Raw genomic sequence first — 21,154 nt, forward strand, 5'->3', positions numbered from 1 at the left:
GAGCCATATAAGCTAGGGAGAGCAGTGAGATGGAGAAAAAAAGAGATCTTAGCCTTCACTCCAAAGAAAAATAAGGAGCAAATAAGAACAAATTAGGTAAAATTATATAAACTGTAGAAGGTGGTCTAAAAGGTGGTCTGAAAATGGCTATTTAAAGAAAAAATCTATATATTTCAATATGTTAAACACAAAAAGTGGTGCCCAGACGCGGATTCGAACCACGGACACGCGGATTTTCAGTCCGCTGCTCTACCAACTGAGCTATCTGGGCATGCTTCATAAAAAATATAAAGCGTTTGCGGTTATAACATTAAAATTTTCTCTGTCCAGTCATCAAAAGAAAAATAATTGATTTTTTAATAAGTTTATCTCCCTATTCTAGAGCGTTATCAATGAATCTTTATCATAAAATAAATTTGATAGGTATATTGGACACTTTAGTGTATTGTTATTAGAATGCTGTCTTATCGTGGTGGTAATACGAAAAAAATTAAAAGAATCAATCGAGAAGAATGATTAAGAAAGATTTTTTTATAAAGTTTCCCTAAATTTTAAGCATACGAAATAATAGACAACATTTTTGACTTTTTTCTAAAAAGATTATTGATTAGTCTTTATAATAATTTGTTTTTCTTTATAAAGAAAGAGAAACATCTAAAAGGGGAGAAATAATGATAATGTTACAAAAACCAAGTAATCGTCCCAATAATACTAATTTTTCTTCAGGTCCTTGTAGCAAACGGCCTGGTTGGACTCTTGATGTTCTTAAAAATGCATTAGTTGGGCGTTCACATAGATCTAGAGAAGCAGAATTAAAACTTGCTGAAGTTGTTAATTTAACCCGTGAGATTCTTGAGGTTCCTTCTGATCATCGTATAGGAATTATGCCAGGATCAGATACCGGTGCTGTTGAGGCTGCTCTATGGTCTCTATTAGGTGAGCGTGGCATTGATATGGCAGCGTGGGAAAGTTTTGGGTTTGGGTGGAATAAAGATGTTGTCGAGCAATTAAAGCTTTCTGATGTGCGTCGTTTTGAAGCTCCTTATGGTGAAATACCAGATTTAACACAACTTGACTTTGATCGGGATGTTGTTTTTACATGGAATGGGACAACTTCTGGTGTGCGTATTCCTAATGCAGATTTCATTCCGCATAAGCGGGCTGGATTGACCATTTGTGATGCAACATCGGCAGCTTTTGCGCAATATCTTGATTTTTCAAAATTAGATGTTGTTACTTTTTCATGGCAGAAAGTTTTGGGAGGCGAGGCTGCACATGGTATGGTGATTTTAAGTCCTCGTGCTGTTGAGAGGCTTGAGAATCATGTTCCAGCTTGGCCTATGCCCCAACTTTTCTATATGACAAAAAATGGAAAATTGAACGAAGATATTTTTAAAGGAAAGATCATCAATACACCTTCTATGCTTTGTGTTGAGGATTTCCTTGATGGGTTGAAGTGGGCAAAATCTCTAGGAGGTGCAGCGGCATTAAGAGCACGGGTTGAGAAAAATTTTTCTGTACTTGATGCTTTTGTTCGCAAAACGCCATGGTTAGAATATTTGGCAAAAGATCCTGAAGTGCGTTCTAACACCGCTATTTGTTTAGATATTGTGGATCCAGTGATTACTGCTTTGGATACGGAAAGGCGAGTATCTTTTATAAAAGCGGTTGTGAAGCGTCTTGATGAGGAAGGGGTTGCTTATGATATCGGTTCGTATCGCGATGCTCCTCCTGGGCTTCGAATTTGGGCGGGTATAACAATTGAGGCTTCCGATCTTGAAATTTTAACACAGTGGCTTGAGTGGGCGTTCCAAGTTGAAAAAGCACAGCTTTAAATAATTACTGGTGATTTTCAAAACGTGTTTTTAAACAAAAAAGGATACGAGAGATTATGATGATCTTTCGTATTCTTGTATCAGACAAACAGCCTCTAAATATTACATGAATTGTAAAAGATTAAGACGGGGAATGAATGCTTTGTCAGGTGTTAGATACGCACAAATTAAAATCTCTAATGTTTTTACTTTTTGTAGCGAAAATGACAGATTTAAAATATTTGGGTATTTGCTTATCTTTATTATCATAAATTTGAAAATTTAATCACTTGAAGATTGAGAAAAATCTGAAATGAGGAGTCGCACTTGCTCTAAGGTTTCGTTATAAAGAAGAGTTTGTTTTTGAATGCTGGTTTTTTTGACCAAACACGACGGAGAAAGTTATGGCCAATGTAGTTGTTGTCGGTACACAATGGGGTGATGAAGGCAAAGGTAAAATTGTAGATTGGTTGTCTGAGCGAGCAGATATCGTGGTGAGATATCAGGGGGGGCATAATGCTGGCCATACATTGGTTGTTGATGGAGACAGTTATAAATTATCACTTTTACCGTCTGGTTTAGTGCGTGGCAAGTTATCAATTATTGGTAATGGTGTTGTTGTTGACCCTCATCATTTTGTTGCAGAAGTAAAAAAACTATGTAATCAGGGTGTAAAAATCACACCAGAAATTTTGCGTATTGCTGAAAATGCTCCTTTGATTCTTTCTTTGCATCGTGATCTTGATGCAATTCGAGAAAGCGGTTTATCTGGTTTAAAGATTGGTACAACAAAGCGCGGTATTGGACCGGCTTATGAAGATAAGGTGGGACGTCGTGCTATCCGAGTGATGGATTTAGCAGAAAAAGATACACTTATGGCTAAGATTGAGCGGCTTTTGAGGCATCATAATGCTTTGCGTCGAGGGATGGGTGTTTCAGAGATTGATTCTCGAGCACTTTATGATGAATTGATGCAAGTTGCGGATAAAATTTTGCCCTTTATGGATTGTACGTGGCGTCTTTTAGATGAAGGTTATCGAGGAGGGAAACACATTCTTTTTGAAGGTGCGCAAGGTGCTTTATTAGATAATGATTTTGGAACTTATCCTTATGTAACGTCATCTAATACAGTTTCTGGGCAAGCATGTACAGGTTCGGGGATGGGACCTGATGCAATTCATTATGTTTTGGGTATTGCAAAAGCTTATACTACACGCGTTGGAGAAGGGCCGTTCCCGACAGAGCAGATAAATGATATTGGTGAATTTCTAGGAGTGCGTGGACATGAATTTGGTGTTGTAACGGGTCGAAAGCGTCGATGTGGTTGGTTTGATGCTGTCTTAGTACGTCAGATGGTAACAATTTGCGGTGTTCAAGGTATAGCATTGACAAAACTTGATGTTTTAGATGGTTTGGATGAAATAAAAATTTGTATTGGTTATGAGCTTGATGGTAAAAGGATTGATTATTTACCTTCTTCCATGGGAGCTCAGGATCGGGTGAAGCCTATTTATGCAACATTAGAAGGTTGGAAGGAAGAAACAGCACATGCATTGAGGTGGGAAGATTTACCAGTGCAGGCTATTAAATATATACGCTATATTGAAGAACTGATTAATACAAAAGTGGCTTTATTATCCACAAGTCCAGAGCGTGAAGATACTATTCTTATTACGGATCCCTTTGTTAATTGATTATTGTTTTTAGATTTCTATATATGCTCTCTGTTCGTTTTTGTATCTTTTTACAAAAAAGTTTTTAAGAGCACGTAAAAGAAAGGTGCAAAATAGCATTGTTTATTTTTCATATTCATTTTACATTATTGCAATAGTTGTACCAATATTAAATGGCAACCAATTTAGAAGGCTAAAATAAAGTTTTTTGGCTTTACTATTGATTTTTTCTCAGTTTAAGAGAGATTATAGAGGAAATGGTAGATTTCGTTGGAATCTTAAAAAAGACAATTAATGCACAAAATAATATTACACCACAAGTGCGTAAGCGGATTTATAAGCGGGCTACCGAAACACTAGAACATCAATTTGTAACAGCAAAAATACCACAAGCAATAGCGGATGAACAAAGAAAGATTCTTCAAAGTTCTATTGCAACTGTTGAAGGAGAATATTTAGCAGTTGAAAAGAAACGGCTTTCTTCAGTTATTGGGTGGAATCCCACAAATATAAATGAAGATAAGAAATATACAAAAAAAACTATATTACCAAAAAATAATGAATTGTCAGAGGTAAACATAAAAAGAAAGCAAGATTTTGTTACACGTTCAAAGGATAACAAGGTATTTGTTGAGCTTTGTGTATCAGATATACCAGATGCAGAACCTGTTAATATGGAGACTGATGTGCCTTCTCAGCATGTTAATAGCAGTGTGTTAAAGATTTCTCCTTCGCAGGAAGATAATCCGCATATTGTTTCGCACATTTTTTCTCAGGCTTTACGTCGTGCTAATAAATCGTTAGTGCAAAGGCGTATTGTGATAAGTGCTGTTTCTGTTGTTAGTTTTGTTGTTTTACTTGTTGGTATTTTTTTTGTTGGTGAGCGTGTATTTGTATCAAATGATCATCAGTTTTTAGAAGAAAATCTTCAAGCTTCTCACAGAGTACCAAAGGCATTTCCAATTAAGAGAAAGTTAACACAACGCTTATTAGAGGATGGAAGTGAAATTGATGTTGGTTTAAAACAAGCGATAGATTCTTCGGATGAAGAAGTACTCTCAACAGTTGTTGATAGCAATTTGCAATCGCTTGAAAAATCAGGTGAAGCTGTTTTCTATCAAGCACGTACAAATTATGATGCAGAAAAGATAGCAACGGGAAGTGCTCGCTGGACGCTTATAAAAGAGTCTCAAGTGAAGGGGGCTCCAGAAGAAACAACTATACAAGGTGATATAACAATTCCTGATGAAGGGGTATCATTACGGTTAATTTTACGTCGTAATACCGATCAGTCATTTCCTGCTGCATATATTATGGACCTTGTTTTTATTCTTTCTGATAAATTTTCAGGTAAAGCTATAAGCAATGTTCAAGCATTAACCTTTAAAGCAAGTGAACAATCCATTGGACAGGCTTTAACAAGAACCATTGCTGCAAAGATTAACGATGACTTTTTTCTTGTCGCATTGAGTGGAAATCATCCATTTCTTGATCGAAATTTACAATTGATGCGAGAATTAGATTGGATGCGTTTGGTGTTAACGGATAAAAACGGGCGTATAAGTGAATTAACCTTTGCAAAAGGACCAACAGGTAAGTCTATTTTTAATGAAGTTATTGGACAATGGCTTGCACAACAAGATAAGTTAACAGTTCTTGGTCAAAAAAATAAAACATAGATGCAAAAAAATAAACGGCTGTGAAGAATTTTCTACGACCGTCTTTATCAATTATATACCAAATATATTCAATAAAGCTTTACATATCAATAACTTAAAGAATTCGATAGGCTAATTTACAAGTATAAAGCCAAGGCATGCTTTTTTTCATTTTCACATTTAAAGAATGTGCAAACCATTGGCTTTATACTTAACTCTAGGTTTTATACTTGACTTTGAGATAAAGTAGAATCTTTGATAGAGTTTTGCACTTTTTCAAATGCACGCATTTCAATTTGTCTTACTCGTTCTCGACTAATATTAAATTCACCAGAGAGTTCTTCTAGGGTTAGTGGTACATCGTTTAAACGACGCGCTTTAAATATACGCTTTTCGCGTTCATTGAGATTGTCCATGGCATTTATGAGCATGGAACGGCGATTTTCTAATTCACTTTTTTCAATTAAAATTTGTTCTTGATCGTTAGATTCATCCACCAACCAATCTTGCAACTCACTGTTTTCCCCTTCTTTTGTTCGAATTGGTGCGTTGAGTGAAGTGTCACCACCAAGCCTACGATTCATTGATACAACTTCATCTTCTGTGACATTCAACTGGGTTGCAATTTCTTTCACTTGTTCTGCATTGAGATCGCCACTATCAAGTGCTTGAAGTTTACTTTTTAACTTACGAAGGTTGAAAAACAAGCGCTTTTGATTAGCTGTTGTCCCCATTTTCACCAAACTCCAAGAGCGCAATACATATTCTTGGATTGACGCTTTAATCCACCATATTGCATAGGTTGCAAGACGAAAACCCCGCTCTGGTTCGAAACGTTTAACAGCTTGCATGAGTCCAACATTGCCTTCTGAAATGACTTCCCCAATGGGAAGTCCGTAGCCCCGATATCCCATCGCGATTTTAGCTACGAGACGCAAATGGCTGGTTACTAGCTTATGCGCAGCTTTTAGATCATTATGCTCACGGTAACGCTGAGCTAACATATATTCTTCTTTTGGCTCAAGCATTGGAAAACGACGCACTTCTTCCAAGTAACGGTTTAAACCACCATCACCTGTCATTACTGATAATAAATTCATATGGGCCATATAGCACCCTCCTTTTGTTTGAATTCCCTGATAAGGCAAATTCTATGTTTTAGATAGCTAACTATCCTCATAACTTCACTCTAGCATATTTTTCAATTTTGTTCAAAAAAAGATATTTTATTGTGAAATCTTGAGAAGGGGAAAAGTTTCAATTCATTTTTTTAAAAAGCTCAATAAGTTTAGCCATATCTTGAGGCAGTGGTGCGGAAAACGACATAACTTTACCGGTAGAAGGATGTTCAAAAGTAAGACTTGCAGCATGGAGTGCATGTCGGTTGAATTGATCGATTGTATTTCTAATAGTGGGGTTGAATATGTTTGATTTTGTTTTAAAAGCGTTTCCATAAACTGTATCGCCTATGAGTGGATGCCCTATATGAGTCATATGAACACGGATTTGATGGGTGCGTCCAGTTTCCAAGCGACATTCCAGAAGGCTAGCAAAAGATGTTGAGTCTGCATGAGAGCCATATTTTTCAAGCAGAGAAACATGTGTAACAGCATGACGAGCATAAGGGTTTTGGTTATGGATGACAGCTTGCTTTGTCCGGTTATGGGGCGAACGGCCAAGTGATGCATCAATTGTCCAGACATTGCGCTGAGGTGTTCCCCAAATCAAGGCATGGTAGCGTCGATCTAATGCGCAGGTACGTCCATGATCAGAAAATTGAGCACTGAGACTTTTATGAGCTAGATCGTTTTTTGCAACAACCATAACACCGCTTGTATTTTTATCAAGACGATGGACAATACCAGGGCGTTTAACACCACCTATACCAGATAAACTATTCCCACAGTGGTAAATAAGGGCATTAACCAATGTACCGGTCCAATTTCCATTCCCAGGATGAACAACAAGACCAGCTGGTTTGTTAATAACAATGATATGATCATCTTCAAAAAGAATGTCCAATGCAATGGCTTCAGCGCTAGGTTCTGCATCACGAAGGTCCGGCATTTCCAATTCAATTATTTGGTTAGGTTTTAATTTTGTTTTTGGTTCCTTTATGAATTGACCATCAATTTTAAGACAGCCTTCACGGATGAGAGTTTGCAAACGCGAACGTGAGAGCACATCATGATATTGTTTTGCGAGCCACTGATCAAGACGTTGCCCAAGAGCACCTTCATCCGTTATTTTCTGTATTACCATACGATTCCTATTAAGTTTTTAATAAGATTTTACCAGTACGAAATTGCTTTACTATCGAGAAATTCTTTAATTCCCCAATGTCCTCCTTCACGAGCGCGCCCAGAAAATTTTACACCACCAAAGTAGCTTCCACTGGGTAATCCATGTCCATTAACTTCTACCATACCAGAGCGTACTTGTTCCGCAATACGACGACATTTGTTGCGATCTTGCGATTGAATATAGTTTGTAAGACCATACTCAGTCTCATTCGCTAAAGCGACGGCTTCTTCTTCTGTACTAAAAGAAAGAATCGAGAGAACTGGACCAAAGATTTCTTCTTTAAAAATACGCATATGAGGTTTTACATCAGCAAAGACTGTTGGACGGACATAATAACCGCGTTCCATTCCTTTTGGTAAACCAGTCCCGCCTGCAACAAGAGTTGCACCTTCATCAATTCCCGATTGGATAAGATCTTGAATTTTATCATATTGTTTTTTTGAAACAACGGGCCCAATATGATTTCCTTCTTGGCAGTTTGGTCCTACTTTTGTTGTTTCTGCAATATCTTTGGCTATTTTCACGGCTTTGTCATAGATGCTCTGTTCCACAAGCATACGAGTCGGTGCATTACAACTTTGTCCACTATTATAAAAGCAATGTCGTGCACCACGTTGAACAGCATCTGAGTCGGCATCAGCAAAGATAATATTCGCTCCTTTTCCCCCAAGTTCCAGACAGACTCTTTTTAAAGTAGCGCTGGCATTTTTAGAAATATCTTTTCCTGCTCTAGTTGAACCAGTAAAGCTGATCATTTCTAAATCTGGATGTGCAGAGAGGTAAGAGCCGACAGTCGCACCATCACCATTGATTAAATTAAAAACACCGGCTGGAAGTGCGGCTTCATCTAAAAATTCAGCAAAAAGCATAGCAGAAAGAGGCGCAATTTCAGAGGGCTTTAACACCATGGTACAGCCAGCCAAGAGAGCAGGAATAACTTTAAGAGTTACTTGATTCATGGGCCAATTCCATGGCGTAATTAATCCTACGACGCCGATAGGATCGTAGTGAAGGATTGCTTGCTCATTTCCCTTTATTAAAGTTTCTTGGAACGAAAACTCTTTATAAGCTTCGATAAAATTGCGAATATGGGAACTTCCTGTTGCAGTTTGCGCATTAAGCGCCATATCAATCGGTGCTCCCATTTCCATTGAAATGGTTTTTGCCATGTCTTTGGAACGTTTTTCGTAGATCTCTAGAATTTTTTCAACAAATCCAAGACGCTCATTTGGTGATGTTGTTTTCCATTTTTGAAAGGCTTCTTTAGCCGCATTAATTGCTTTATCAGCATCTTTTGTACTTCCAAGGCTAATGACAGCACAAGCCTCCTCTGTTGATGGATTAATGACGTCAAAATCGTGAGGAGTGCTTGGCTCATCCCATAGACCATTGATATAAAATTTCCGTTTATCAAACATAATTCACTCCCTTTTTTCTATTTATATTTATGTAATTATGATTGTCTTAGTCTAAGCCTTTTTAAACGAGGATAACAAGGATAATCTTATAAAAACGTGAGAAATTAGATTATATCGTGATAATTGAGCATGGAGAATTCAATAGAGCAATGCTTATTGTATTATTGAGACTAGTTTCTTTTATGAAAAGGGAGAGAAAGAGAGGCATAGACAATTTTCTTGAAGCTTTTTTATCATGAAGTTTTCTTCAAAACAAATGAAATACGAGCTCTATGACACCATAAACTGGGCAATTTATATCGTAAATATGCAAAAGGCAGATTATGAATATGCATTATGGCATTATTTTTTTCATTAAAAAGTAACCATCAGCAAAAGGTTATTAACCTTCGTATGATAGTTTCTACGAATTCTTTTTGAAAAGGTTATTTTTCTCATTGCTATAAATTTGTTGGGTGCCATGCATAATTCGAAAACAAAATCTATTTCTACGTCTTCTTTTTCTGATGATGGTACAAAAGGTGCATCAAGAGAAGATTTATCTGTTAAGATTACTGAGATATTTCCTTATCCGGAAGTGTGGAAAAAGGCATTTGCTCTCGGAAAAAACGTCCGTTTCACGAGAACCCCAGAAGTTGAGATTTTGCGTCGTCGTATAGAAACAGATCCAGTTTTTGCAAAACAGTTTAAAATTTTTACGAAGCAAGATCAAAAAAAAATTACAGATACAGATATTGTACGTTGTAACAAGAAAACAACAAATATTCTTTCGACAAAAAAAGTCATTAATCCTCAATCAATAGAGAATAAAACATCAGTTTGTCATTCAACGGTTTTGAAGCAGTTGTCACGTCAAACTACTCGTATGCCGTCAGCAAATATTCCACTTGAGGAGGATAAACAAGAACATAAATTACAAGTGGAAAATGTGCTACAAAAAATAAAACCTGCGTTGCATCTTTCTGATGATGCATTTTTTGAGTGTGAATCTTTGATATTTGAACATGTGGAGACTCAAATATCAAAAGAGGATGGAACATCAATTGACACGACAAATGAAATTACACCGGATATTCCCACAGCCTTTGATGAGTCAATAACTGCTCTTTACCGTGTTCTTGAATACCGCTTTCCACAACTCTATGATTCAATTACATCAGAATCTCCAGCGGAAAGGATGCGAGGTGTTGAGAAAATTTCTGATTTAATGCATACAAATAATGATACTACTAAAGAGTGTCATTCTAAGCTTTCTGTTGAAGATTCTGCTCATACGTTAAGTAATACAGGGGCGTTAAGTGATGCAGGGGCTAGTATAGAGACTGAAAATACCAATAATATTGTCGCCAATAATACTGTTGATTGTATAAACAAAGCCGTCAAAAAGAATTCAAAAGATTTTTCTGTGATGCAAGCAAACAGTAAAACTAAAACATTGCAATCTACTCGTATGCCATTAGGTAATTATGATTCTGCTTTTATGCAAAATATTCAATCTATTGACTGTGATGTTTATGAATTTCCTCCGATCAACTTATTACAGGAACCTGTTTTTCATGAAGGTACGATGATTCCTCAAGAAACATTAGAACGTGGTGCTGGACTTTTAGAAAGTGTTTTGGAAGATTTTGGCATTAAGGGTGAAGTTATCCATGTTCATCCAGGGCCAGTGGTAACAATGTATGAATTTGAACCCGCTGCGGGTGTAAAATCATCACGCGTTATTAATCTTTCTGATGATATTGCGCGTTCTATGTCTGCTATTTCTACACGCGTTGCTGTAATTCCTGGACGGAATGTTATCGGGATTGAGTTACCCAATGCGGTTCGTGAAACCGTTTATTTACGGGAATTAATCCAAACACGTTCTTTTCGTGAAAGTGAATTTAAACTTGCTCTTGCTTTGGGGAAGGGGATTAATGGTGAACCGGTCATTGCAGAATTAGCAAAAATGCCTCATTTATTGGTTGCAGGAACAACAGGATCAGGCAAGTCTGTTGCAATTAATACAATGATTTTGTCGATTCTTTATCGTATGACACCAAAGCAGTGTCGTTTGATCATGGTTGATCCTAAAATGTTAGAGCTCTCTGTTTATGATGGCATTCCACATCTTTTAACACCCGTTGTCACAGATCCCAAAAAAGCAGTAACAGCTTTAAAATGGGCGGTTCGTGAAATGGAAGAGCGTTATCGCAAAATGGCTAAGTTGGGTGTGCGTAATATTGATGGTTTTAATGCACGCGTTGCACTTGCCGCTCAAAAAGGCGAAACGATCATGTGTACTGTTCAGTCGGGTTTTGATAAGGAAACAGGGGAAATGCTTTATCATGAAGAAGCCATGGATCTCACGCAGCTTCCTTATATTGTTGTGATTGTTGATGAGATGGCTGATCTTATGATGGTGGCAGGGAAAGAGATAGAGAATGCCATTCAGCGCTTAGCGCAAATGGCGCGTGCGGCAGGTATTCATCTTATTATGGCAACGCAACGTCCTTCTGTTGATGTTATCACAGGTACAATTAAAGCGAACTTTCCTACCCGCATTTCTTTTCAAGTAACATCAAAAATTGATAGTCGTACGATCTTGGGTGAACAAGGTGCTGAAACGCTTTTAGGTCAGGGGGATATGCTTCATATGGCTGGTGGTGGACGCATTGTGCGCGTTCATGGACCTTTTGTTTCTGATGAAGAAGTTGAATCCATCGTTGCACATCTAAAAATGCAAGGTAAACCTGATTATTTAGCAACGGTAACAGATAATGAAGACGATAACAAAGAGGATACTTCTGCTGATTCAGCTGCTGGAAATTCTGAGGAAGAAAATTTTGATGAAGAGGGTGAGGAACTTTATAACCAAGCTGTAAAAATTGTTATGCGTGATAAAAAATGTTCAACATCTTATATTCAGCGCCGACTTTCAATCGGCTATAATAAAGCAGCTTCTCTCGTCGAGCGGATGGAAGAAAAAGGCATTGTTGGAGCCGCTAATCATGTTGGAAAACGTGAAATTCTACTCAATGAAGGAAAATAAACAAACACATTTAAAAATATGCAATTTTTTAAATATCTGACAGTCATTATTTAAATGTGCTTGTTTTATTTTTTATATAATATTAAAAATTTAAATGGAGAGTAATAAAGAAAAAGCGATCTTTTGTATTAAGACTTCTGATAAGGTAAACAAGCTGATATCAAAGGAGATTATGAGATATTTTTAACATTTCTAAATGATCTGGAATATAAAGAAATTAAACAAATCTTTATATGAGGACAGATGATTTGTGTTCTCTTTTTTACAGAGAAATTTTTTAATAAAATAGTGCGGTGGCATATTTTTTGTTTTTTCTTTTGTAGCGATTCTAATGCAAGAAAGATCTTTGGGAGATTATTGAGAGCATCATAAGAAAAATGCCCAATATGCAAGTTCTGTTGCATAGGATACTTTAAAGCGTCACGCTGAATTTATTATCATTTGATATTATTGGCTCAAGAAAGATGTTCTTACGAGAAGCTTTATTTGAAAAAGAGATTTTTATAATGCAGTATATTGATTTATAGTAATTTATCATTATTCACAGTGAATAAAAGTCTCAAACATTGTAAGATTTTCTCATTTCAAATCTGTTTCTGTTGAAACAATTAAAAACATTTTCTTGCGTATCATAATAATGTACGAGTAAAAAAGTTAAAAAATAAAAAGGCTTCTTATGAACGCCTTCAAATGCCGAGAACTATTGGTAACATTAGGGGCTGAAATTAGTATAATGATGGTGCTAACAAGCTCTTTTATAAGCATAAAAATGGTAGTGCACAATGCCTTGATATCCTCTATAGGGACCTTTACATTACACCATTTACGGATACTGTCGTAAAATAAGCTTGCGGATCTTGAGAGATATCTTTTCAAAACAGGCGCATGAATGCGTAAAATAAGTGTATTCTTTTTGAGTACTATTTATGCGAGGGAGATGTTACCATTATTGTAACAAGATTTATTACAATAATGGGTGAATAAGCAACAAGAGCTGGAAGCTTCTTTTTATTCTTGTTTTGTTGATGAAACAGTCAAAATTTTGCTACAGACAATTGATATGAGATATCAAGTTATTTTAACCAGAATAGATAATTGTAAACAAATTAGCATTATTCATTTGAGAGTAAATTCAACACTTTTTAGTTTTAGTTATGCCATTAAAAGCAGATGAGTTAAAGTTAAATACAAATGAATTAAAATGTCAGCAAGAAGCTTTTCGTTTTACACCAGAGCTTTTGCCACGGCCTTTTACGTGGGAAATCGATCACAATGGTTTGTTTTGTGAAGTCTCAAAAGAGCTAGCTGAAGTTGTTGGTCCTCTCTCTTCTTCTATTTTAGGGTGTAGTTTTCATGAGCTTGCTCATCAATTTAATGATGATCGATATCTGGTTCTCAGTCGTTTTATTGAAGCGGCTATGCCTTGGAGTAAAGAGATTGTTCAATGGCCTGTTGATGGTTGCTTACAATGGCTTGATGTTGAATTGTCAGCTTTGCCAATTTTTGATGTTAAAAAGCAGCTTAAGGGGTTTCGTGGCTTTGGTGTTTTAAAAATACAAAAAAAAGTCCAAGAAAAAAGAAATGAAAAGCTAGAAACAGAAATGCCATGTCTTACGGAGATAGAACGCTCAGCTTTTCGTGAAATTGCAGAGCAATTGCGTGATGAATTGAATTCATCGGTAAAAGAAGAAAATTTAGTTGAAGAAACAGCTATTCAGTTACCATATGCACAAACATTGCCGGTAAATGCTATAGAACAAGCTCTCGTAAAAGAGCCCGCTGCAGTTTTATCATTGTTGGATACAGCAACAAATGGTGTTTTATGGTTGGATGAAGAGGGCTTTGTTCAATCAGCGAGTAGGGCAGCCTTAGCATTAATGGGTTATGAAATAAATGAACTACGAGGACAACCATTCTCTTCATTATTTACTTTGCAAAGCCGACTTTTGGTTGAAAAGTATTTTAAATCAATCCGTATGGAGGGAAAAAATCAGGTTTTAAATCGCAGTGAAACCGCTGATTTAATGACAAAAAATCATAAAAATATAACCGTTTTGATAACGATTGTATTTTTGGCAAAGCAAGGCAATTATGCTGTTATGTTGCGTGATAGGACACAAACAGTTCCATCAGGAGAAAAAAAAGCAGAAGAGGATAAAATCGTTGGAGTTGTTCATGAAATACGAACACCTTTGAATGCTCTTATTGGTTTTGCAGAAATTATGAGAGAAGGCCGTTTTGGTTCGATAGAAAATGAGCGCTATCATGGATATTTACGCGATATTATTTCCTCTGGAAAACATATATTATTGCTTATTAATCAATTACTAGAGTGCTCCAAGATAAATTATTCTGGTTCCGATAACCAGATTGATTCTTCCCTTATTTCTGAAACATTTGATGTAATATCTTGTTTACGTGCGACGATAGCTTTTCTTGAAACTCAAGCCAATCAGAATGGCATTATCATGCGTATTGTTGCTCCACCTCACGTTCCATTTATTCCTGTATCACAACAAGTGTTTCGCCAGATTATATGGAATCTTCTTTCCAATGCTATTCGTTTTACACCTTTGGGTGGACAGATTATTGTTCACGTTTCTTATAGAAAAGAACGTGTAAAAATTTCAGTGAGTGATAATGGTATAGGGATGAACGAAGAAGAGATTATACAGGCACTGCAACCTTATGGTCAAGTAGAGCGCAAAGATGGACGATCTGGTGATAGCGCTTTTATGGGAACAGGTTTAGGCCTCCCAATGTGTAAAGCAATGGTGGAAGAAAGAGGGGGACAATTTTTACTGTTCTCAAAACCCAATCATGGAACAACTGTGGAAATGTTTTTTCCTCGTGTTCCATGATGTAAATCTTGCATAAAATTATTTTTTCTTAGCCAAAAGATCTCTAATTTCTGTTAAAAGTTGTTCTTCTGAAGACGTTTTTTTGGGGCTTTCTTCTTCTTTTCTACGAATTTTATTCATAGCCTTAACGAATAAAAAAAGAACCCAAGCAATAATGAGAAAATTGATAAGTAAAGTAATAAAGTGTCCATAGCTAATGGTTGCTCCAGCTGCTTTGGCGGCACTCAATGTTGCTTGTTTTTCGCCAGCAAGTTGAATAAACATATTAGAAAAATCAATCCCACCTGTAATCAGCCCAATGATTGGCATAAAAATATCATTGACAATTGAGTTGACCAAGCTACCAAAAGCACCCCCTATAATCACACCGATAGCAAGATCAATCATATTACCTTTTAGGGCAAATTCTTTGAATTCTTTAAGCATTGCGTTTTCCCCTTTATATAAGCGATATACGGTAATTTACTTACCGCTTTTGATGAAAAAGGAAAGGGCAGATTTTATTTTTAGGATTATATTACGATATTAATATTATTTTCAAAGAACTTTATAAGGTTTAATAAAGAGCTTTAGGGCTCTATTTGAATGTACATAGAATATTTCCTAGAAAAAAGCTTTTTTGATAAAAACTATATCTGCTTTTTCAACAGAAAGTAGAAAACTGTAGCTTAATTTATATAATTTCCTCAAGATCTTTATGATAACATTAAAAAGAGAGATTTTTACACAATACTACAAAATGAGTAGTGTTGAAAGTTGAGCTATCAGAAAGCTTTTCAAATGAAGTGCATATATTAGCATAACATTTTGTCATAAAAAGAGAATTTAGGAATAAAAAATATATTTCAGCACTGATAGAAGAAATAGATAGATGAGGCAGGAGTAAAACTTATAATTTAATTCCTCTTAATTTAGTAAGCGATAATAGCAATTAGGAGGGCATTATGGCTTATCTAAAAGCTATTTGTATTGGGTTACATGAGCTAAAATGGCGATAATTCGGATGGAAGAAACACATTTCATCTGCTGGAAGATTGTATCAGTTTATAAATAGCAGAGCTCTAGGGTTTGCAAGATCATTTTGGTTTGGAAGTCGTTGGTATAATGTTTGAGTTCAATAATCAACTGTCATTACTTAAAATATATGTTAGGCAGAGCACTTAATAGATGCAAAATTGTATTTAATACATCAGAAATGGCAAAGAAAACAACGCAGATTATCAATAGAGTACAAATTGATTGAACATTCTGTTGCTCATAAATAGTGCAACAATAGTATGAACTTAGATGATTTTATGAACCATGTATCCTATAAATGCTAGGAAAAAATAGCTTTATAGAACAAGCTTTGTTTCTATTGAAAACAATATTACACAAAGGAACTTTGGGAATAGAGATAATTTGCCTGCATTTTTAAGAAAATTATGAGCGTGCCTGCATAAGACGTCATAAAACCATGACTATGGTAAGGGCCATTGATGTTTCAATTCATGCTGAATTTTATAAGATTAGGATTCATATTTTAATCTTTAAAAAATGTCGAAAAAGAGAAACATTTTTTAAGAATAAAAAGTTCTTTACATAATATAACCAATATAAACATGTATAACTATTATGTGATGAGTTTTCTTCTAGAAGGGGAATATTATTTGGATAATATGCTTGCTTTGATTGGAAATCTTTTGTGTTAAAAGGTAGAGGTTAGGTGCGATGGATCATTTTTATGTTGTGGAGAAGAATTGATGAGTTTTTTTCGTTGTATTGGCCGTTCTGCCTTATTTATGTTGGATCCAGAGCAAGCACACGGTTTAGCGATTCTTGGGCTGAAAAGTGGATTAAATGGTTGTCAAAAGGTTGTCGATAAACGATTGTGTGTAACTGTTGCTGGTCTTGAGTTTGAAAATTTTATTGGTCTTGCAGCGGGGTTTGATAAAAATGCAGAGGTTGTAGATGGTATTTTTCGGTTAGGATTTGGTTTTACTGAAATTGGGACAGTGACACCAAACCCTCAGATTGGAAATCCTAAACCACGGCTTTTTCGTTTAAAAGAAGATGAAGCGATTATTAATAGAATGGGCTTTAATAATGATGGACATCAAGTTGTTTACAATAGATTGCGTGCGTGTAAAAAAACTGGTGTTATAGGAGTCAACATTGGAGCCAATAAGGATACGGTCGATAAGATTGATGATTATACTGTTGGTATTGCTCATTTTTATGATGTTGCTGATTATTTTACGGTTAATATTTCTTCTCCTAATACACCAGGTTTACGTGATTTACAGTCCCGTGACAGTTTGCATCTTTTGTTGAGTGCAATTTCGCAAGAGCGAAATGAGCAAGAGAACAAGCACGGATTCTCCATTCCCATTTTTTTAAAAATTGCTCCCGATTTATCAGAGAAAGAATTAGATGATGTTGCTGAAGAAATAAAACTTTCTGATTTTAATGGGCTGATTGTTTCTAACACAACTCTTTCACGCCAAGGTCTTAGTAATAGTCACTTCCGTAATGAAGAGGGTGGGCTTTCTGGACGTCCACTCTTTGAGCGTTCTACTATTATGCTTGCAAAAATGCGTCAAAAATTAGGGAAGGAGATTGCAATCATTGGCGTTGGCGGTGTAAAGGATGCACAGACTGCTTTGGAAAAAGTAAAAGCTGGTGCAGATTTGATTCAATTATACAGTGGGATGGTTTATGAAGGTCCAGATCTTGTCATAACTATTCTGCAAGAGATTTTGCAGATGATGCAACAAGATGGCGTTGATAACATAAAAGGCTATCGTGATCATAGTCTTGAGCATTGGGCAAAATTTCCTTTGTAAAAAACGCTTTTTTCTTCACAAAAAATTGCGAGATTTTTTTAAAGGGGCTTGCAAACTTTGTTGATTTTCCTTATGTCACATAAGCATAAGAATAAATGTTTACGAAATCGTGAACAGTTATGATACATTTTCTTTTTATGCGGTTGTAGCTCAGTTGGTTAGAGCGCTGGTTTGTGGCACCAGAGGTCGTAGGTTCAAATCCCACCAACCGTACCAAAAAATTTTATTGAAAATACTGAAAATGGATATACAAGACGAACAAACGGCTCACTGAGGATCTTTTATCAATGACTGTAGTTGCTTGGGGGCATAATATTGTACAAAAAAAACGCATGGCATAAAGTACAGAAAACCAATAAAGGCGCATTGCACTTCTCTTTTAAGAACTGGGCATCTCCTCTTACCTTAATGCGTTCTCATTATGCATCCTTTACACAAGACTTGCGATGGAAAGACTTTACGGAAAAAATCAATGTGTTTTGTTTAAAAGATCCGAGCTTAATATGCCCTTCAATATGGAAGGGTATTTCACAATGTTTGTTGTGATGAAGCAATTGCTCTCTCTTGGCATGCCTCTGGCTGTTGGGTTTATCTCTCAGATGATGATTTCCTTCACAGATGCAGCGCTTGTAGCGCATTTAGGCGTGCAAGCCTTGAGTGGTACAATGTTAGCTCTGAGTATATTTAGTTTTGTTATGTTGTTTGGGCTAGGTATTATTACCGCGGTTGCACCAAAACTTGCGGAAAGTTTTCGTAGACAAGATAGATATGCATTGAAGGCATGGTTTGATCAAGGAATATGGCTTTCCCTTTTGATTGGAATGATGAGTGCGATCATTTTACTCAACACGAGGAATATTTTGTGTTTTCTCGGCCAAGATGGGACAATTGCCAATATAGCGCAGGAATATAATAGTGGTGCTGCTATAGGGGTGGTGTTTTTTTATCTTTATGTGAATAGCCGGGGATTACTGTCAGCAATTGGTAATCCAAAGCCGTTAACCTGGGTTATGCTTGCGGCTATCCTTGTGAATTTTCTTATCTCTTGGCCGCTTATTTTTGGTATAGGTTCTATAAGCGGATTAGGTGTCTTTGGTGCAGGAATTGCGAGCAGTTTGATCCGTATTTTAATTGTTATTGCAGCAGCAATAATTTTGTCCCGCAATTCTGCTTTTCATTCTTTTCGCTTTAATTATTTGAGACAAAAGTTAGAGATTTCACGAATAATAAAATTGCTGCGAGTAGGGCTACCCATTGGTATACGTATTCTTATTGCGGAGGGCTTTCCTTCGTTCATTGCATTCATGATTACGGCTTATGGGGTCGAATCTTTGGCCGCACATACGATAGGGATGCGTCTCGATATGCTTATTTCTGTGGTGGCTTTGGGGATTTCCAGCGCAGCCGCAACAATAGCAGCGTGGTATAGAGCAGATAGGAATAATATGGCTCTAAAACAATTGCGTATGAATGTCACTGTTTTTGCTGTAACTTATGTCTTGTTTTTATCAGGGATTGTTTATCTCTCTTATGGATTCATCCTTACAACCATCTTTAATATTTCTTCAGAACGCGTTGTTGTTTTCTCTTGGAAATTGCTTCCGTTCATTTTATTGTCTTTTGCTTTTGGCACTTTAGGTGCTATGCTCAATGGCATACTTGTGGGCTTGCTTGATACGTTTTGGTCAACAATTGTTGTAGCAATAAGTTATTGGGGGTTAGGCCTATTTGGGGGAGCGCTAATGGCGCATTTTTTTGAATATGGCTTTATTGGCTATTGGTTTGGCATGATTGGTGCAAGCTTAATCGTTTCTATCTTTAATTATATGCGCGTGGGTTATTTAATAAAATGCAATCCTATGTTTGGGGCAGAGTGAGTGTTATAAAAGCGCTTGTAAAGCACTAGCTGTGAAGGCTTAGCTACTCATCGTCCATAGAGGCTGTTTTACTTCTATGGAGATAACAATATAGGTTACAAAACTTGCTTAATATTGAAAAGAAGTGTCTTTGATTGTAGTCTCAATATTATTTATTGAGTTTTTAAAATAATATAGGTTTATTAAAATCATTCGGCTACAATTTAAGAGTAAGTTCGGTAGATTGGAAGAGTTTAATACCTTAAAAAATGACGAGAAAAACGTGCTTATATTCATACGCCGTTGAGGAGTCATTTAAAAAAGTTATTGTTTTTATAAGTTATTACCATTGCGATGCTAAAGTGTATACATTTGTCAAAACAATCGCAGACGCTGACGATGTTATTCTTGCAAGCCCTGTTTATCACAGGTCTTATTCAGAGACTTTGAAGAACGCTTTTGATAATTTAGATTGTGATGCTTTTTGGGATAAAGTTGTTGGTCTTCTCTCTCATGGCAGTACAGCAAAAAATGCGCTACTGTCATGTAAATATTTGGTACCAGTTGTGCATACGCTTTATAGACAAGCTCTGCAATATCAAGTTGCTTCGGCTAAAGATGATTTTGTGTCTGAGAATGCAGGCCGTACATGGAGATTGAACAGTGAAGATGTACGGGCTCGCTGCGCACATCTTGTTGATGAAATGTATAAATTTTAAAATAATAAGGGTGGAGGATATGATCAAAAATGATAAGAAATACCGTTAGTTAGTCGTTGATAGTACAGGAATATTGGCGCCCTTTTGCCGGTCATGAGGGCTGAACAACGTGATTATCGCAGCGCGTTTTTATTCTCATCAATCCAAAATTGAGCTATTTCAGACAAGGGCTAAATGTATATTTTGGAGATTATTATAAGCCATAGACACAATTTTTAAAAAGGGTACCACTATGGACGGGCTTGAAATATTGCATATTATGGAGGGCATTCGCCTGCACATGTATTTTTGTGTAGATTGAGATTGAGCGGTTGGCCTTCTTACCGAAGCCTCTGCGTATTGTTCATGTTTTTGGTTCTAATGCAGAGGATAAAATAATCTCTGGATGTGCGCATCATAATAAGATGGATTCTACATCTGTAAAATTAGGTCGGAAAAGGCGATCATAGAGCTGACGGTGGTCAATAAGAAAAGTGTTTATGATCATGAGATTTGTGAGAGCCGTATTTAGAAAGAGTTTGCGCAAAATCTCGATAATGACTCTGATGTAAGATTGTTTTTTAAACTGCCAAGAAGTTTTAAAATAGCCACTCCCATTGGTTCTTATACGCCTGATTGGATGTTTTTTTAGAGTGAGATGGCGCACAAAAGCTTTATTTTGTACTGGAAACAAAAGGAACGAATAGCGAGTTTGATTTGCGCCTTAAAGAAATGCTGAAGATTAAATGCGGCAAGGCGCATTTTACCGCTCTTGAGACTGGTGTGGTGTTTAACGAGGCACCGGTGATGAGTTGGCGCGATTCTAAGCGGGGATGGTGGTAGAGAGAGTGGGGCTGTGGTAAGAGTGGGCGGCACGAATGACGCTGTCTTTAGTTGCGTACCGCCAAGCTAATTTTGTGCTTTGCGAAATTCGCTAAGGCTTTTGGACGTACTGCGTTTACCGCGTAATAAAATCTTATGAATATCATGCAGAAGGCGCGCGCAGAAGGGGG

At 36.6% G+C, this 21,154-nt stretch carries 14 protein-coding genes, 2 tRNA genes and 1 pseudogene; 12 read left to right on the plus strand and 5 right to left on the minus strand.

The window, feature by feature from the left end; genetic code table 11:
- A pseudogene (locus ACFIQC_RS06310) lies at positions 1-96 on the plus strand (DNA-binding protein); the annotation flags it as partial.
- Positions 97-195: 99 nt separating this feature from the next.
- Here ACFIQC_RS06310 and ACFIQC_RS06315 read toward each other — a convergent pair.
- Positions 196-271: transfer RNA gene (locus ACFIQC_RS06315), tRNA-Phe, on the minus strand.
- A 400-nt stretch (positions 272-671) separates the two neighbouring features.
- On the opposite strand from ACFIQC_RS06315, the gene ACFIQC_RS06320 reads away from it, so the two are divergent.
- The 3 genes from ACFIQC_RS06320 (at position 672) to ACFIQC_RS06330 (ending at position 5,166) form a co-directional block, all read left to right on the plus strand.
- Positions 672-1,835, plus strand: a complete 1,164-nt coding sequence (locus ACFIQC_RS06320; protein WP_375612053.1) for a phosphoserine transaminase — start codon at positions 672-674, stop codon at positions 1,833-1,835.
- A 383-nt stretch (positions 1,836-2,218) separates the two neighbouring features.
- A complete protein-coding gene (locus tag ACFIQC_RS06325; RefSeq protein ID WP_375706894.1) occupies positions 2,219-3,508 on the plus strand; it encodes an adenylosuccinate synthase in 1,290 nt (429 codons plus the stop codon).
- 236 nt (positions 3,509-3,744) lie between these two features.
- Complete coding sequence (locus ACFIQC_RS06330) at positions 3,745-5,166, plus strand: hypothetical protein (protein ID WP_375621123.1); 1,422 nt, start codon at positions 3,745-3,747, stop codon at positions 5,164-5,166.
- A 203-nt stretch (positions 5,167-5,369) separates the two neighbouring features.
- Here the strand turns inward: ACFIQC_RS06330 and rpoH are convergent, their stop codons facing one another.
- From rpoH to ACFIQC_RS06345, 3 genes are all read right to left on the minus strand, one after another.
- Complete coding sequence (gene rpoH / locus ACFIQC_RS06335; RefSeq protein ID WP_375621122.1) at positions 5,370-6,254, minus strand: RNA polymerase sigma factor RpoH; 885 nt, start codon at positions 6,252-6,254, stop codon at positions 5,370-5,372.
- 148 nt (positions 6,255-6,402) lie between these two features.
- The gene (locus tag ACFIQC_RS06340; RefSeq protein ID WP_375706895.1) at positions 6,403-7,407 is read right to left on the minus strand and encodes an RluA family pseudouridine synthase; all 1,005 of its coding nucleotides are present in this window, start codon (positions 7,405-7,407) and stop codon (positions 6,403-6,405) included.
- Between the two features lie 29 nt (positions 7,408-7,436).
- Complete coding sequence (locus tag ACFIQC_RS06345; protein WP_375646194.1) at positions 7,437-8,867, minus strand: aldehyde dehydrogenase family protein; 1,431 nt, start codon at positions 8,865-8,867, stop codon at positions 7,437-7,439.
- 460 nt (positions 8,868-9,327) lie between these two features.
- Here ACFIQC_RS06345 and ACFIQC_RS06350 point away from each other — a divergent pair, with 460 nt between their 5' ends.
- Both ACFIQC_RS06350 and ACFIQC_RS06355 read left to right on the plus strand, forming a co-directional pair.
- Positions 9,328-11,901, plus strand: coding sequence for a DNA translocase FtsK (locus tag ACFIQC_RS06350; protein WP_375646186.1), 2,574 nt, complete (start codon positions 9,328-9,330; stop codon positions 11,899-11,901).
- A 1,154-nt stretch (positions 11,902-13,055) separates the two neighbouring features.
- The gene (locus tag ACFIQC_RS06355) at positions 13,056-14,762 is read left to right on the plus strand and encodes an ATP-binding protein (protein WP_375629605.1); all 1,707 of its coding nucleotides are present in this window, start codon (positions 13,056-13,058) and stop codon (positions 14,760-14,762) included.
- Between the two features lie 18 nt (positions 14,763-14,780).
- Here the strand turns inward: ACFIQC_RS06355 and mscL are convergent, their stop codons facing one another.
- Positions 14,781-15,188 (minus strand): large conductance mechanosensitive channel protein MscL, encoded by a 408-nt coding sequence (gene mscL, locus ACFIQC_RS06360; protein ID WP_026500234.1) that lies wholly within the window; start codon positions 15,186-15,188, stop codon positions 14,781-14,783.
- A 1,316-nt stretch (positions 15,189-16,504) separates the two neighbouring features.
- On the opposite strand from mscL, the gene ACFIQC_RS06365 reads away from it, so the two are divergent.
- The 6 genes from ACFIQC_RS06365 (at position 16,505) to ACFIQC_RS06390 (ending at position 20,984) form a co-directional block, all read left to right on the plus strand.
- A complete protein-coding gene (locus ACFIQC_RS06365; RefSeq protein WP_375706896.1) occupies positions 16,505-17,587 on the plus strand; it encodes a quinone-dependent dihydroorotate dehydrogenase in 1,083 nt (360 codons plus the stop codon).
- Positions 17,588-17,726: 139 nt separating this feature from the next.
- Positions 17,727-17,803: transfer RNA gene (locus tag ACFIQC_RS06370), tRNA-His, on the plus strand.
- 317 nt (positions 17,804-18,120) lie between these two features.
- Positions 18,121-19,464, plus strand: a complete 1,344-nt coding sequence (locus ACFIQC_RS06375) for an MATE family efflux transporter (protein WP_375621116.1) — start codon at positions 18,121-18,123, stop codon at positions 19,462-19,464.
- 341 nt (positions 19,465-19,805) lie between these two features.
- Entirely contained in the window at positions 19,806-20,162 is a 357-nt protein-coding gene (locus ACFIQC_RS06380; protein ID WP_375629599.1) for an NADPH-dependent FMN reductase, read from the plus strand.
- Positions 20,163-20,715: 553 nt separating this feature from the next.
- On the plus strand, positions 20,716-20,793 hold the full coding sequence (locus ACFIQC_RS06385; RefSeq protein WP_375629624.1) for a hypothetical protein: 78 nt from the start codon (positions 20,716-20,718) through the stop codon (positions 20,791-20,793).
- Between the two features lie 65 nt (positions 20,794-20,858).
- Positions 20,859-20,984 carry a hypothetical protein gene (locus ACFIQC_RS06390; RefSeq protein ID WP_375621113.1) on the plus strand — a complete coding sequence of 42 codons (126 nt, stop codon included), beginning with the start codon at positions 20,859-20,861 and terminating at the stop codon, positions 20,982-20,984.
- The last annotated feature ends 170 nt before the right edge of the window (positions 20,985-21,154 follow it).

It is taken from the genome of Bartonella sp. AA126HLJHH (genome assembly GCF_042197425.1).
Taxonomy (GTDB): Bacteria; Pseudomonadota; Alphaproteobacteria; order Rhizobiales; family Rhizobiaceae; genus Bartonella.

What these genes read in the sequence shown, in the direction of transcription:
- ACFIQC_RS06325 (WP_375706894.1), top strand. Translation starts at nt 2,219, where the DNA reads ATGGCCAATGTAGTTGTTGTCGGTACACAATGGGGTGATGAAGGCAAA.
- ACFIQC_RS06375 (WP_375621116.1), top strand. Translation starts at nt 18,121, where the DNA reads ATGTTTGTTGTGATGAAGCAATTGCTCTCTCTTGGCATGCCTCTGGCT.
- ACFIQC_RS06355 (WP_375629605.1), top strand. Translation starts at nt 13,056, where the DNA reads ATGCCATTAAAAGCAGATGAGTTAAAGTTAAATACAAATGAATTAAAA.
- rpoH (WP_375621122.1), bottom strand. Translation starts at nt 6,254, where the DNA reads ATGGCCCATATGAATTTATTATCAGTAATGACAGGTGATGGTGGTTTA.
- ACFIQC_RS06350 (WP_375646186.1), top strand. Translation starts at nt 9,328, where the DNA reads ATGCATAATTCGAAAACAAAATCTATTTCTACGTCTTCTTTTTCTGAT.
- ACFIQC_RS06345 (WP_375646194.1), bottom strand. Translation starts at nt 8,867, where the DNA reads ATGTTTGATAAACGGAAATTTTATATCAATGGTCTATGGGATGAGCCA.
- ACFIQC_RS06320 (WP_375612053.1), top strand. Translation starts at nt 672, where the DNA reads ATGATAATGTTACAAAAACCAAGTAATCGTCCCAATAATACTAATTTT.
- ACFIQC_RS06340 (WP_375706895.1), bottom strand. Translation starts at nt 7,407, where the DNA reads ATGGTAATACAGAAAATAACGGATGAAGGTGCTCTTGGGCAACGTCTT.
- mscL (WP_026500234.1), bottom strand. Translation starts at nt 15,188, where the DNA reads ATGCTTAAAGAATTCAAAGAATTTGCCCTAAAAGGTAATATGATTGAT.
- ACFIQC_RS06365 (WP_375706896.1), top strand. Translation starts at nt 16,505, where the DNA reads ATGAGTTTTTTTCGTTGTATTGGCCGTTCTGCCTTATTTATGTTGGAT.
- ACFIQC_RS06330 (WP_375621123.1), top strand. Translation starts at nt 3,745, where the DNA reads ATGGTAGATTTCGTTGGAATCTTAAAAAAGACAATTAATGCACAAAAT.